The 13,654-nt window shown below is 35.5% G+C and carries 11 protein-coding genes; 2 read left to right on the top strand and 9 right to left on the bottom strand.

Going from position 1 to position 13,654, the window contains the following annotated elements:
* Window positions 1-10: 10 nt before the first annotated feature.
* From RTP99_RS02430 to RTP99_RS02410, 5 genes are all read right to left on the bottom strand, one after another.
* On the bottom strand, window positions 11-943 hold the full coding sequence (locus RTP99_RS02430) for a response regulator (RefSeq protein ID WP_000500326.1): 933 nt from the start codon (window positions 941-943) through the stop codon (window positions 11-13).
* A gap of 2 nt (window positions 944-945) precedes the next feature.
* Window positions 946-2,244 carry a sensor histidine kinase gene (locus RTP99_RS02425; RefSeq protein ID WP_312363838.1) on the bottom strand — a complete coding sequence of 433 codons (1,299 nt, stop codon included), beginning with the start codon at window positions 2,242-2,244 and terminating at the stop codon, window positions 946-948.
* Between the two features lie 65 nt (window positions 2,245-2,309).
* Window positions 2,310-4,022 carry an oxaloacetate-decarboxylating malate dehydrogenase gene (gene malS / locus RTP99_RS02420; RefSeq protein ID WP_041184746.1) on the bottom strand — a complete coding sequence of 571 codons (1,713 nt, stop codon included), beginning with the start codon at window positions 4,020-4,022 and terminating at the stop codon, window positions 2,310-2,312.
* Window positions 4,023-4,097: 75 nt separating this feature from the next.
* Window positions 4,098-5,537, bottom strand: coding sequence for an aspartate ammonia-lyase (gene aspA, locus RTP99_RS02415; protein WP_000224208.1), 1,440 nt, complete (start codon window positions 5,535-5,537; stop codon window positions 4,098-4,100).
* A gap of 24 nt (window positions 5,538-5,561) precedes the next feature.
* A complete protein-coding gene (locus tag RTP99_RS02410) occupies window positions 5,562-6,833 on the bottom strand; it encodes a cation:dicarboxylate symporter family transporter (protein WP_000713289.1) in 1,272 nt (423 codons plus the stop codon).
* A gap of 376 nt (window positions 6,834-7,209) precedes the next feature.
* On the opposite strand from RTP99_RS02410, the gene pyrH reads away from it, so the two are divergent.
* Complete coding sequence (gene pyrH / locus RTP99_RS02405) at window positions 7,210-7,953, top strand: UMP kinase (protein ID WP_001248062.1); 744 nt, start codon at window positions 7,210-7,212, stop codon at window positions 7,951-7,953.
* Between the two features lie 51 nt (window positions 7,954-8,004).
* Here pyrH and cls read toward each other — a convergent pair whose 3' ends face one another.
* Entirely contained in the window at window positions 8,005-9,216 is a 1,212-nt protein-coding gene (gene cls / locus RTP99_RS02400; RefSeq protein ID WP_000591937.1) for a cardiolipin synthase, read from the bottom strand.
* Window positions 9,217-9,334: 118 nt separating this feature from the next.
* On the opposite strand from cls, the gene RTP99_RS02395 reads away from it, so the two are divergent.
* Window positions 9,335-10,273, top strand: coding sequence for an esterase/lipase family protein (locus RTP99_RS02395; RefSeq protein WP_001225403.1), 939 nt, complete (start codon window positions 9,335-9,337; stop codon window positions 10,271-10,273).
* 45 nt (window positions 10,274-10,318) lie between these two features.
* On the opposite strand, the gene RTP99_RS02390 is transcribed toward RTP99_RS02395, so the two are convergent.
* Genes RTP99_RS02390 through RTP99_RS02380 form a run of 3 tightly spaced genes read right to left on the bottom strand, consistent with a single transcriptional unit; the run spans window position 10,319 to window position 13,551 of the window.
* Window positions 10,319-11,464, bottom strand: coding sequence for an ABC transporter permease (locus tag RTP99_RS02390; protein ID WP_000651876.1), 1,146 nt, complete (start codon window positions 11,462-11,464; stop codon window positions 10,319-10,321).
* Window position 11,465: 1 nt separating this feature from the next.
* Window positions 11,466-12,575, bottom strand: a complete 1,110-nt coding sequence (locus RTP99_RS02385; RefSeq protein ID WP_001020172.1) for an ABC transporter permease — start codon at window positions 12,573-12,575, stop codon at window positions 11,466-11,468.
* Window positions 12,576-12,612: 37 nt separating this feature from the next.
* Window positions 12,613-13,551, bottom strand: a complete 939-nt coding sequence (locus RTP99_RS02380) for an ABC transporter ATP-binding protein (protein WP_001093843.1) — start codon at window positions 13,549-13,551, stop codon at window positions 12,613-12,615.
* Window positions 13,552-13,654 lie beyond the last annotated feature (103 nt).

Genomic DNA, 13,654 nt, shown 5'->3' with positions numbered 1-13,654 from the left:
AAGCACCTTTTCACTCTATCTCCATCAGTCGTTTCGCCTCAAAGTACAACACTTGAATAAATTTTTTCGTATTAATTCGTATATGTCCAGAAGTCGCTACCCCATCCTTTGTCATTTCTGTCATCCGTTTTCTAACTACAGTGAAATCAAAAAACTTCGGAGCATAACTTTCAAATTTCGGATTTGAAAAGTCTGTTAATCCAAGGGAAGCTAAATGATTCAATGATTGATAAATCGCTCTTCTTACACGTTGTTCAGATGCTTTTTTCTCCTTCTCTATATCTGCATCTGAAGCTATTTCCCCTAATTTTTTCAGTGTAATTTGGTGGAAAATATCTTTTAACGCAGGAAATCCAAATTCAAATGTTTGCGCCTTTTCTTGTCCATATAAATATTCCAGCATACTAAGTAAATCTTTACTTCCGTTCTCTCCCGCAATACCGAGTTCTGCTAGTAAGAAGCGTCCTGAATCTGATATCTTTTTCTCTTCTTGCACTGTTTCACTACGCATTTGCGGCTTTTCCCACTGAAATACATTATTTAATGATTTTTGAATGTCATATATAGAGCGCTCCAAACGAATACGCTCTATCACTTTTCGTACAACAGATACTACTTCTATTTTGTTTAATGGTTTTGTAATATAATATTCTACACCAAGTGTATATGCCTCACCAATGAGCTGTTTCGATTCAACTTGAGAAATCATAATAATTTTCCCAGTAAATGAAGACGCTATATGACGAACTGTTTCAATACCGTCTCTCATCGGCATGAGTAAATCAATAAATAAAATATCCACTTTTTTATAATTTAGCTGTTCTGCCTCAACAAAAGCTCCATCTTCCGATTCTCCAATTACTTCCCCAAGATCGCCATCCTCAATAATTTGCGAAAGCATCGAACGGAAAACTTCATCATCATCTACAATATAATAAAACAAACCTATTCCCCTTCCCGCTTTAAACTGCACTCCGGTAAACAAACGATAAACTTACACCCGTTCCCATTTTCATTGTCTTCTAACCTTACTTCTCCGCCGAGCTCTGTTACCATTTCATCTATGTAAGAAAGTCCAATACCTGTGGACGGTGTTCCTGTTTGATCATACTTTGAAGTAAACCCGGGCTTAAATACTAATTTCTTATACTTTTGCGCAATACCAGGGCCATCGTCAATTACTTCAAAGATTACATGTTGCTCTCGTTTATATAACTTAATACGAATGAGGCCTCTATCTTCAATTGCTTCAACTGCATTCGCAACTAAATTATTAAAAATTGATAGCACTGTATACACGTGATATGCAGCATGCTCGCCTTCTATATGTTTAGAGAAACGTATATCTTTCCCTAGCATTTCAGCATACTTTTCATTTATTCTTACAATCATTTCTGTAAGCTCATGTCCTTCTACGTACTCAACCACATTTTTATCTAATAACAGTTTAGATAATCCTGCAAAAATCCTTTGATTATCTTTTTTTATTTCATGCACTTCTCCTGCTATTTTCAATGCTGTTTTACCATTCGAATGATCGCTTACTTGTAAATTCCGATATAATTGATACGCTTCTTGTGTAATTAATTCTGCATTTTGTAACGTTTTTTTCAAATGAACAGATTCTACATATAAATTGGATAAGTGCATTAACATTTTTTCATTTTCTTTTCGCACTTGTGATTCTTTTAATTTCGTTTCATATAAATTCATCATATTTAAAAAGCAAAGTGCAAAAAAGCTACGAAAAATAGCAATAATGATGAGTTTATTTACTTCAGAAATTGTTATTGTTGTACCTAGTACTAACATGTGATAAAACGCAAGTTCCGACATACTTGCAACAATTTCAATTGAAATTCCAAGACATCCAATAATAATTGGTCTCTGATGAAACTTATTCACCCTACAGAGTGAAAAAAGACTTCCATAAATAAAATAATAAAAAAACACAGGATAGCGCAAATAAAATGATTCTGTCATATGAAATGAACCTTGCATGACCCAGTCAAGACATACGCGGAATAAGACTACACATATACCAACAACAATACCTGCAACTCCTGCTGGTATTCTTCTTAAAAATAGTAATAAAAAGAAGAATAACGGCGTACCAAAGCTAACGCGAAACGTATCATTAAAAGGATGAAAATTAAGCTCTCCAGCAATCGGAACAACAACCATTAATATAATTAAAAGGGATATGTCTTTCTTCCATAATTGATTCCAATTCAAAGGTGCCACTTCCTATATTCTTTTTTCAATAATAAAAGTGAAAGCCCGCTTATATTTATAAACGGGCTTTATTTCTATATTCTAACCTTTTCTACCGCTTTTATTTGGCGATACTCAGGCTCCCAGATTGCTTCTTTCACTGCAATCTTGATATCGTTATCACTTAAGTTCTCTCTAGCAACACCTTCTGCAACAGCAACTTTCGCTACTTCAATTGCTACCATTTCCGAGATATTACGTAACTCTTCAACTTCTGGTAAAATAGGTGCTCCTGGCTGACTTGTATCTACCATGCTCGCAACTGCTTCAGCTGCTGCTGCGAACATTCCGTCCGTCATAACGCTTGCACGTACGACAATTGTTCCAAGACCAAGTCCTGGGAAAATAAGTGCATTATTTGATTGTCCAATCACATACGTTACACCGTTGTATGTAACTGGTTCAAATGGACTTCCTGTTGCAACTAATGCTCTTCCTTCTGTCCACTTGATTAAATCTGCTGGTTTTGCTTCAGCAAGTGGCGTCGGGTTCGACATCGGTAAAATGATTGGTCTTTCTACGTGAGAAGCCATTTCTTTAACAATCTCTTCTTTAAATGCGCCTGCAACAGTTGATGTACCGATTAAAATTGTTGGTTTCACATGTTTCACAACTTCAGCAAGTCCGATTACACCATTTTGCTTCCACTCACTTACTTCCGCTTCTTTTCTTGCATACGGCATTTGGAAATCAAGAAGATCTTTCATATTATCTGTAACTAATCCGTTACGATCAATGCACCAGAAACGCTTATACGATTCTTCTTCTGATACACCTACGCGGACCATTGCATCTCTAACTTGATCTGCGATACCGATTCCAGCCGTACCAGCACCAAATACAACAACGCGGTGTTCACTTAGTGGTACACCCGAAGCTTTCACTGCCGATAGCACAGCAGCAAGTGAAACTGCACCTGTACCTTGAATATCATCATTAAACGTACAAATATCATGACGATATTTATCTAAAATTTTTCGTGCATTTCGAGAGCTAAAGTCTTCCCAATGTAAAAGTGCTTTCGGGAATTGTTTATTTACCGCTCGTACAAATGTATCAATAAATTCATCGTATGCTTCACCTGTTATACGAGGGTGACGATTTCCAATATAAAATGGATTGTTTAATAGTTCCTCACGGTTTGTACCTACATCTAAAATTACCGGTAATACGCGGCTAGGATCGATTCCAACTGCGGCTGTATAAACAGCTAATTTTCCGATTGCGATGTTAATACCACCAACGCCCCAGTCACCAATTCCAAGTATACCTTCTCCATCTGTTACAACGACTAAATCAATATTTTCTGCTGTTGCACCAATATTGGCGAACGCTTCTTCAATACCTGACGGATCGTTAATTGATAAATACACACCACGTGGTTTACGATATTCATGACTATATCTTTGAATCGCTACACCAACAGTTGGTGTATATACGATTGGTAACATTTCGCGTAAATGATCTGTTAAAATACGATAAAATAATACTTCATTTCGATCATGTAACGCTGTTAAGTATACATTCTTTAATAAATCATCCGGCTGAGAACAAAATTGTTCGTATGCTCGGCGTGCTTGTTCTTCCAATGTTAAAACTGCTGGCGGTAATAACCCTTTTAAACCTAATTCTTCTCTTTCTTCTTGCGTGAAAGCAACCCCTTTATTTAAAAGTGGTGTTGATAATACTTCTACTCCTCTTAATGTCGTTTCTAATGAACCATTAGAAGCTACTGTAAACTTACTCATAACATCCCTACCTCTATTCATATATAGCATTTCTATATTGTAAACAAAAAAGAGGGGCTTGTCCCCCCTCTTCTTTTAATTTTTCTTTAAAAGAGTTGCTCCTGCAATCCCTGGGTGCGTCATTTCGAATGGATCTAGAATTAATTCTAAGTCTTCTTGTGACAGTACACCATTTTTCACACAAAGTTCTCGAACGGATTGCCCTGTCGCGATTGCTTCTTTCGCAACGCGAGCTGCTGCTTCATAACCGATATGAGGGTTCACGGCTGTAATAATTCCTACACTCTTCTCAACATACTCTTTTAAGCGATCTTCATTCGCTTCAATTCCTTTTAAGCAATTATCTGTAAAGGCACGGAAACCGTTATTCATAATGCTAATTGATTGAAGTAAGTTGAAAACTAGTACTGGTTCCATAACGTTCAATTCTAATTGACCTGCTTCTGAAGCAAGACAAATTGTATGGTCATTACCAATTACTTGGAACGCAATTTGATTAATTACCTCTGGCATAACAGGGTTTACTTTCCCTGGCATAATAGATGAACCTGGTTGACGAGCCGGTAACATAATTTCTGCTAAACCAACACGTGGACCTGATGCCATTAAGCGAAGGTCATTGGCAATTTTAGACATATTCATCATACATACTTTCAGTGCTGCTGATACTTCTGTATATGCATCCGTATTTTGCGTTGCATCTACTAAGTCTTCCGCACCAACAAGTGGTAGTTCACTAATTGCAGCTAAATGTTTTACAACAGCTTGAATATATTCTGGATCTGCATTTAAGCCTGTACCAACTGCAGTTGCTCCCATGTTCACTTCATATAAGTGTTGACGTGACTGCTGAATTCGTTTCATATCACGTTCAAGTACGCGAGAGTATGCTTTAAATTCTTGTCCAAGACGAATTGGAACAGCGTCTTGTAAATGTGTACGACCCATTTTAATCACATGATCGAACTGTTCTGCTTTTAATTCAAATACATCGTGCATATAGCCCATCGTTTGTAATAAACCTTCTAATGCGTTTAATGTAGCGATATGAATCGCCGTTGGGAATGCATCGTTTGTGGATTGCGCCATGTTTACATGACTATTTGGACTAATATAATGATAGTCTCCCTTTTCCATTCCTAATAATTCAAGAGCACGATTGGCAATGACTTCATTTGCATTCATGTTCATTGAAGTACCTGCTCCGCCTTGGATTGGGTCTACGATGAAATGATCATGCCATTTCCCGTCAAGAATTTCTTGAGCAGCTTCTGCGATTGCGCCGCCCTTGTTCAATTCCAATCTTCCTACATCTGTATTCGCAAGCGCTGCAGCTTTTTTTACAACTGCGAACGCTCTAATTAAACCTTCATGAATTTTGTATCCTGTAATTGGGAAGTTTTCAACTGCACGCATTGTTTGTACACCGTAGTATGCATAGTTTGGTACTTCTTTTTCACCTAAAAAATCTTTTTCAATTCGAACACCATTTTTAACTTCAGTTAATGTTGCCATACTTATTCACTCCTTAACGATTTCTTATGCTGCTTTTGTTTCTTTGACTGTTTCTACATATTGTTTTGCTTTCTCATTATCGAATTCGCCTTCCCACTTCGACATAACAATGGCCGCTAATGCATTCCCTAATACATTGACAGATGAGCGAATCATATCTAAAATGCGGTCAATCCCCGCAATTAACGCGATACCTTCTAGTGGTAACCCCATTGAACCTAACGTTGCTAATACAACAACGAACGATGCACCTGGAACTCCCGCCATACCTTTGGATGTTAACATGAGAACGAATAATAACGTTATTTGCTCTGTCAGTGACATGTGCACACCGTACATTTGTGCAACAAATAATGCCGCTAACGCTTGATAAATAGCCGATCCAGTCAAGTTAAATGTATAACCTGTCGGAATTACGAAAGAGGCAACTGCCTTTGGACAACCGAACTCTTCCATTTTTCTCATTATATTAGGTAAAACAGCTTCTGAACTTGCTGTCGTAAATGAAAGAATAAGTTCTTCTTTTAAAATTTTCATTAACGTAAAAATGTTTACGCCAACCATTCTTGCATTTATACCTAATACAATCACAACGAATAGTATAACAGTTACGTATACAGCTAGCACTAGTTTTCCTAAAGGAAGTAGTGTTGCTACACCAAATTTTGCAACCGTAACAGCAATTAATGCGAATACACCAAATGGTGCAAATTTCATAACTTGATTTGTAACCCAAAACATCGCTTCGAGTACACCTTCAAAGAAGTTAAAAACAGGCTTTCCTTTTTCCCCAATTGCTGCGACTCCTAAACCAAATAATACTGAGAAGAAAATAATCGGTAATAAGTCACCTTGTGCAATCGATTCAAATACGTTTTTCGGTACGATATGAACAATCGTCTCAGCGAATCCTTGCTTCTCTGTAGCATCTGCTGTTTGTTTATAAGAAGAAATATCACTTTGCTGTAAGTTATTCATATCAACGCCAGTACCCGGCTGGAATATATTCGCCGCAAGTAACCCCATTAAAATAGCGATTGTCGTAATGATTTCGAAATAAAGAATTGTCTTCCCGCCTAGTTTCCCAAGCTTCTTCATATCGCCTACACCAGCTACTGCAACAATTAATGCTGAAATAACAATTGGTACTACAATCATCTTAATTAAGTGAATAAATATATCCCCAATTGGTGTAATATAAGAAATCGCCGTTTTATTGCCATAAAAGACTGCCCCTACTACAATCCCTAAAACAAGCGCGACAAAAATTTGTGTTGCCAATCCGAATTTTTTCATTTATGTTCATCCCCTTCATGCGAACGCTTTCAATTTGAATTTATAAACGCTACTCACACATCTTATAAGCAAACCTACAAAATCATACAAAAACCTACAAGTTCGTCACAAAAAATTCAAATATTTTTCTTCTTTTTTTCATTGACACCATTTTGTTAAAAAACTATAAAATATACTTGATAAGTAATCAGATTGTTTCGTATAATCAAAAAGATATATACTTACAACAAATCAAAATGAAAAGGAGTGGATGATATGAAAAATTATGTGCAAAAATTCGTTCTATCTTCTTCTTTTCTTTTTCATTTTCTTAAAAAGGAACAAAGGCATTCGCCTTTGTTCCTTTTTTATTGCGATCTATATAGGGGGAATTGTTATGAGGCCATATAAACGTGTCTTAATTAAATTAAGCGGCGGTGCACTTGCCGATCAAACCGGAAATAGCTTTAACTCCAAACGATTAGAACATATCGCAAACGAAATTTTATCCATCGTTGATTTAGGTATTGAGGTATCTATCGTCATTGGAGGCGGGAACATTTTTAGAGGTCATCTAGCGGAAGAATGGGGAATCGATCGTGTAGAAGCTGACAATATCGGTACGTTAGGTACAATCATTAACAGCTTAATGCTACGCGGTGTTTTAACAAGTAAAACAAATACAGAAGTGCGCGTTATGACTTCCATCCCGTTTAATGCTGTAGCTGAACCATACATTCGCCTACGTGCAATCCACCATTTAGATAACGGGTATATCGTTATTTTTGGAGGTGGTAACGGGCAACCGTTCGTTACGACAGATTACCCAAGTGTTCAAAGGGCTATTGAAATGAATAGTGATGCTATATTAGTCGCAAAACAAGGAGTAGATGGCGTCTTTACTAGTGATCCAAAACATAATAAAGCAGCAAAAATGTACAAAAAACTAAACTATAACGATATTGTTAGGCAAAACATACAAGTAATGGATCAAGCCGCTTTATTGCTTGCCCGTGATTATAATTTACCAGCACACGTCTTTAACTTTGATGAGCCTGGAGTAATGAAAAGAATTTGCTTAGGTGAACATGTGGGGACGTTGATTAATGATGATGCCTCATTGCTCGTGCATGAAAAATAATTATTAATCATAAAAAAGGGGTGTCTATAAAAGACTCCCTTTCTTTAAACTTTAGAAATAAAAATCAGCCAATCCCCCCAACTTTTCCTTACAACGCTCCCAAAACGATAACTTCTCAAAAAATTCTTTCGTCATTTCTTTTGAATTATGAAAATCCTCCGTTAACGCCTCATTAACTTGTCCTACAATTGAACCACCATGAATATACAAATTCATTTCATCATTTATATTGAAACTTCGCGAAGTAAAATTTGTCGTACCAATAACAGTTAGTTCATTATCAATAAGCATTAATTTGCCATGAAACATCCCTTTTTTATAACCATATACTTTAATTCCATTATTAACAGCTTGGCGAATATACGGATACGCCGCCTCTTTAATAAGAGGAATATCTGGTTTATATGACCAAAGTATTTTTACAGTAACTCCACGTTTTTGTGCTTCCATTAAAGCATTCATTACTTCTTTATTTTTGGCTATAAAGTAAGGTGTTGTAATGACAATTGAATGCTTTGCTTCTTTTATTAATTCTATATATTTTTCAGCGACGTGATGTCCATTGTAACTAGCCATCGTATGTAATGTATTCCCTTTACTCGCTTTATTCGTACTTCTTTTTATCTTTTCTTTCGTATCTCGTTTCCAATCTAAAGCGAATTGTTCTTCTAAATCTTTTGCGCCCTCTCCTTTAAGTCGCACATGATAGTCACGCCAATATCCAAATCGCTTATCTTTTCCTAAGTACTCATCCCCTATATTAAAACCACCCGTATAACCAATCACTCCATCAATCGTCGTAATACGGCGATGATTACGATGGTGAAGTGAATAAAACCCGAATGGTAATTCAGGTTTTCTACTATATGTAAAATGTACACCACTTTCCCGCAATTCATTTATCTTCTTTCTTTCAAATGATAAATCATTAATGCGATCAACCGATAAATAGACATTTACTCCTTCTTTTGCCCTTTCTTTTAATAAGTTTAAAAAAGTATGGCTACTTTTATCATCTGACAAAATAAAAAAGTACGTATAAATAGATCTCTTCGCCTCTCTTATATCAGTAAATAACTGTTTATAAAATGACTTCCCTTCTACATATAATTGAAAGTCACTATAATGAGGTGCATACTCTGTCGGCATGTTTTTCCCGACTTCCATTTTTCTACCTAAGGTAACATCGATATGCATGCAAATTAAAATAAAAACAACAATAGCAACAATAATAGAAGTAACTCGCAATATTTTTTTAATCATTTTAATTTCCTTCCGCTCAGATTACATTCTACTCTGTAGTGTTTCATTTAAATATATTTTCATACGGAATGTATTTCTTCATTTTCATCGATGTTAAACAGGTAAAGGAGCGAAGAATATGAGAAAAGGAAAAACACCTATTGTTTTTGTCCCTGGACTTTTCGGTTCAATGAATAATATTATTATTCCGGGTACTGGTGATTGGAGCTTCGGACTATCTGCATTTGTTTATGAGCCATTTATTTTGATGTTAGAAAGTATGGGCTATGAACGAAATAAAAACCTATTTATTTGTTTTTATGACTGGCGTCAGCGGATTATTTTTTCTACACAAAAATATTTATTACAAACGATTGCTTATGCTAAAAAAATTACAGGGCGCGATAAACTAAATCTAATCTGTCATAGTATGGGAGGACTTCTTGGACGTTCTTACGTTCAAAGTGAAGAATATAAAAATGATGTAAATCAACTTATCATACTCTGTACACCAAGCGCTGGATCTCCGGCAAATTATAGTTATTGGACTGGAGGTAGTCTCCCTGTCCATGCCTCTTCTAAAATAAATATCGTTCATTTTTATATGGAACAATACATTCACTACTTAAGCACCTTATATAAAATGAATACAGTTGAGGCGATACATCTTTACTTTCCAGGATTACAAGATGTTATTCCGTGTAAAGATTACGGGAATTATTTATTTATAAAATCTGGATCTTCAATTACATTTATTCCTTATAGTAAAATGAAAACGAAAAACCCTTTCCTCGATAATTTAAATAAAAATAGATTTATGATACAAAAAAGAAATATTGAAACTACACTCATTGCTGGAGATGGAGAGGAAACCATTCAATATTTACAAGTCGTTCCTTCATATTCTAGTCTGAAATGGACAGACGGCAAAGTCGTCGGTGATATGCTTACAAAACATGGTGACGGGAACGCTATTTTACATAGCGTTTTTCTCCTAGAGGGAAATAAATGCGTTGTGCATGCTTCACATAACGAAGTGCTCTACAAAAGCATTCCTATATTACAAAAGATACTCTAAATTACAAAACAAAAAAGGTGTAGCACTACGCCACACCTTTTTTTGTTAAACAAAGTTCCTCGCATCATTATTTCTTCCAAATTTATAAATCGCAATTAAGAAGAATGCAATTGCAAAAGCGAATAAAATGAAAATATTTAAATACAACTCAGCGAATGGAATTCCTTGCTGTAGTTTTGCTATCGTGTCTAATAACCAGCGCTGCGGAAGGAAATTAGCTACTTTTTGTACCGCTTTTGGCATAATGTCATACGGGAAATAGCATCCAGCCAGTAAACATGTCGGTACAATAATCATATTTTGCATTGCATTTGCTGACGCTGAGTTTTTCGAAAAAGCGACAAGGACTAATGATATTCCAATTGCTATTAAAGCAAATAACATGAGTACGCCCAACATCACTATGAAAGGCATATTGATATTCGTATGAAAAACATTCGTTAGGAATAAAGTTGTAATTAGAATTTGTACTGTTAGTATCATCATATTTACCCCAACATTAGATAATATGAACTTCTTTCCGTCTATCGGTGTTGATAAGAGTCTAAAATATGTTCTATTCTCTTTTTCTTTTAAAATATGACCCGATAAGTTCGCTGCTGAAAACAACATAAACATAATAAGGTAACCTATCGTTTGGGTTGTCATATCTTTATTTTTCGAAGTATCTTCTAATGTTTCAGTTTTCATTTTAAATGCACTTTTTTGATACCCTGCGTACATAGTATCAAATGCACTTTGATCTGTTCCTGCAACTTTACTAATCGCTGCTATATTATCAATATAATTATATAAATAGGACCTTATAAATCCTGTTACTTGATCGCCTTTAATCGATGAAATTTCAATATAATCAGGTTTCCCTTCTCGAACACTTTCGGAAAAACCAGAATCTAATGTAATAACACCATCAAGTTTTTTTGAAGTGAGTTTATCTTCTACTTCAGAATCTTTAATCTTACTTACATTTACATGCTTTAATCCTTCTAAAAATTTCACTGTATCATTTGCTATAGGTTGATTTTCTTTATTTATAACCCCGATATTTAACGTTCCTTGCCCTACATTTCCGTATTCCGAAAAGGCGATGAGCGTTCCTATTATTGGCAAGCTAATAATAATAAATAAACTTTTTTTATTTTTCAAAAGTACAGATAACGTTTTTTGTATGAGCCATAAAATATCTTTCATACTATAGCCCCTCCCGTCTACGTAATGCAATAATTGCAATTAATAAAAAGAGTGCCGAAATTCCAAGGTTTAAACCTATTACCGGCAGTGCTGCCCCAACATCATTCGCGTAGATAATTTTCATAACAGCTGTATTTGCCCACGTTAATGGTGATAAATTCGTAACGAAATTTTCTTCTACTACGAAATATGCACCACCAAAAATAGAAGCTAATTGCACGACTACCATAATAATTGCTCTCGATGCTTCAGCTGTTTTCGTAATATATCCGATCCCTAAACCGAAGCTAATTGCTAGAAAAACCTGTGTTAATAAAATAATAAATATAATTCCAAGATGGTCGCCCCAATTCGCTTGAAAAACAAATTTACTAAATAACATGACAAGCAATATGCACAGAGCATTTGCTACTAGGCTCCCAAGTACTTTTCCAATGAATATTTCAGCCTTACTTATAGGCGCAGCAATGAGACGATCTCCTGTTTTACGTATTCGTTCTCCTCGAATTAAAGAACTGGCTCCCATCGCTGCATATAGTGCAATCATCGTCGTCATTACAACTGCATAGTAATCCATAGAACCTGGCTTTTTCGCTGCTTGTAAAGATGTTTCTTTTATATAATCATTATGATTTCCGTTTGAAATAACTGCGCTCACCTTACTAGGATCTACTTTTGCAACTTCGGCTGCTACATTGTACTTATCAACAAACGTTGTAAGCATGCCTTCCACAATACTTCCCTCAATACTACTTTTGTCACTTCCGTACAATTTTGCGCCATCTTTATTTAATTCTACATAAGCAGCATATTTATTTTGCTTCACTGCTTCCTTCCCATCTATACCTTCAGAAGCTTTTTTAAAATGAATACCCGATTTATCAGCTTCTTTCGCAAATGCTTCAAATGCTTGAGAAAACGTGCTACTCGCTTCATCTTTATATAGCACCTGTATATCTTTAATTGAATGACTATCACTATTAAATGCGTTTGTTAATGCTGTACCTAATACAAGCATAAGCACAATCGGAAAAGCTAACATAAAAACTAAAGTTCTTACGTCTCTGAAATCTCTTTTCATATGCATAATTGCAATATTGAAGATGTTCAATTGATGAACCTCCCTTTACCTTTTCTTCATTTACCTTTTATTTATCTCGTAAGTTTCTTCCAGTCAACGTAAGGAATACTGTTTCTAAGTTTGGAGCCTGCTCCTCTAACGAACGAATTTCAATGTCATGATTAATGAAGTGCTGAATAATTTTATTTAAATTGTTTAACCCTGCATCCGAGTTTACTTTAATTACATTCTCATCAATTTGAACAGCTTTCACTCCATTTATTTCTTTTAACTGTTCTACATCTAAATTTTCTACTGACTTCACTTCAATCCAAATGTCTTTCGTATCCGTAATAATCGCTTTTAACTGTTCTTTCGTGCCCTCTGCAATTACTTTACCGTGATCAACAATTGCGATTTTCGTACAAATCTCTTCTACTTCTTCCATGTAGTGACTCGTGTAAATAATCGTGCTTCCCATTTCATTTAATTTCCGAACAGACTGGAGAATATAGTTTCTTGACTGTGGATCAATTCCAACTGTCGGCTCATCCATAATAATTAACTTCGGTCTATGAGCAATCGCACAAGCAATATTCAGCCTTCGTTTCATCCCGCCTGAAAAGTTTTTCGGATAACTTTTATATTTATCGCTAAGCCCTACAAATTGAAGCGCTTCCTCCACTCTCGCTTTTAACTCAGCACCCCTTAACCCATACAATCCAGCAAAGAATTTCACATTTTCATAGGCAGTTAGCTCTTCATAAATCGCAATATCTTGCGGAACGATACCGATATTCATCTTCGCAAATCGATTATGTTTCTTTATATTTTTTCCTAGTATGCTAATTTCACCTTCATTACTTCTTAGCAAGCCAGCAACCATATTTATCGTTGTACTTTTACCAGCACCATTCGATCCTAAAAAGCCAAATATTTCTCCTTCTTTAATAGATAAAGACATATTATCAACTGCGATGAAATCACCAAATTTTTTCGTTAAATTTTTAATTTCTAAAGTATTCATCGTTTCACCCCTATTTCGGTTTCTCTGCTTTTAGTATAAACAAAAAGAATGAACCTGCTCAGTGCAGAAGTTCATTCTTTTCACATGAGATTATTCACTTTTT

This window comes from Bacillus sp. (in: firmicutes) (assembly GCF_031983925.1).
Taxonomy (GTDB): domain Bacteria; phylum Bacillota; class Bacilli; order Bacillales; family Bacillaceae_G; genus Bacillus_A; species Bacillus_A pacificus.
This window is presented reverse-complemented; position numbering and strand designations above follow the sequence as displayed.

Excerpts from the sequence above, each read along its gene's own strand:
- RTP99_RS02380 (WP_001093843.1), bottom strand. The coding sequence starts at position 13,551 with ATGAATACTTTAGAAATTAAAAATTTAACGAAAAAATTTGGTGATTTC.
- RTP99_RS02395 (WP_001225403.1), top strand. The coding sequence starts at position 9,335 with ATGAGAAAAGGAAAAACACCTATTGTTTTTGTCCCTGGACTTTTCGGT.
- cls (WP_000591937.1), bottom strand. The coding sequence starts at position 9,216 with ATGATTAAAAAAATATTGCGAGTTACTTCTATTATTGTTGCTATTGTT.
- pyrH (WP_001248062.1), top strand. The coding sequence starts at position 7,210 with ATGAGGCCATATAAACGTGTCTTAATTAAATTAAGCGGCGGTGCACTT.
- RTP99_RS02410 (WP_000713289.1), bottom strand. The coding sequence starts at position 6,833 with ATGAAAAAATTCGGATTGGCAACACAAATTTTTGTCGCGCTTGTTTTA.
- malS (WP_041184746.1), bottom strand. The coding sequence starts at position 4,022 with ATGAGTAAGTTTACAGTAGCTTCTAATGGTTCATTAGAAACGACATTA.
- RTP99_RS02390 (WP_000651876.1), bottom strand. The coding sequence starts at position 11,464 with ATGAAAGATATTTTATGGCTCATACAAAAAACGTTATCTGTACTTTTG.
- aspA (WP_000224208.1), bottom strand. The coding sequence starts at position 5,537 with ATGGCAACATTAACTGAAGTTAAAAATGGTGTTCGAATTGAAAAAGAT.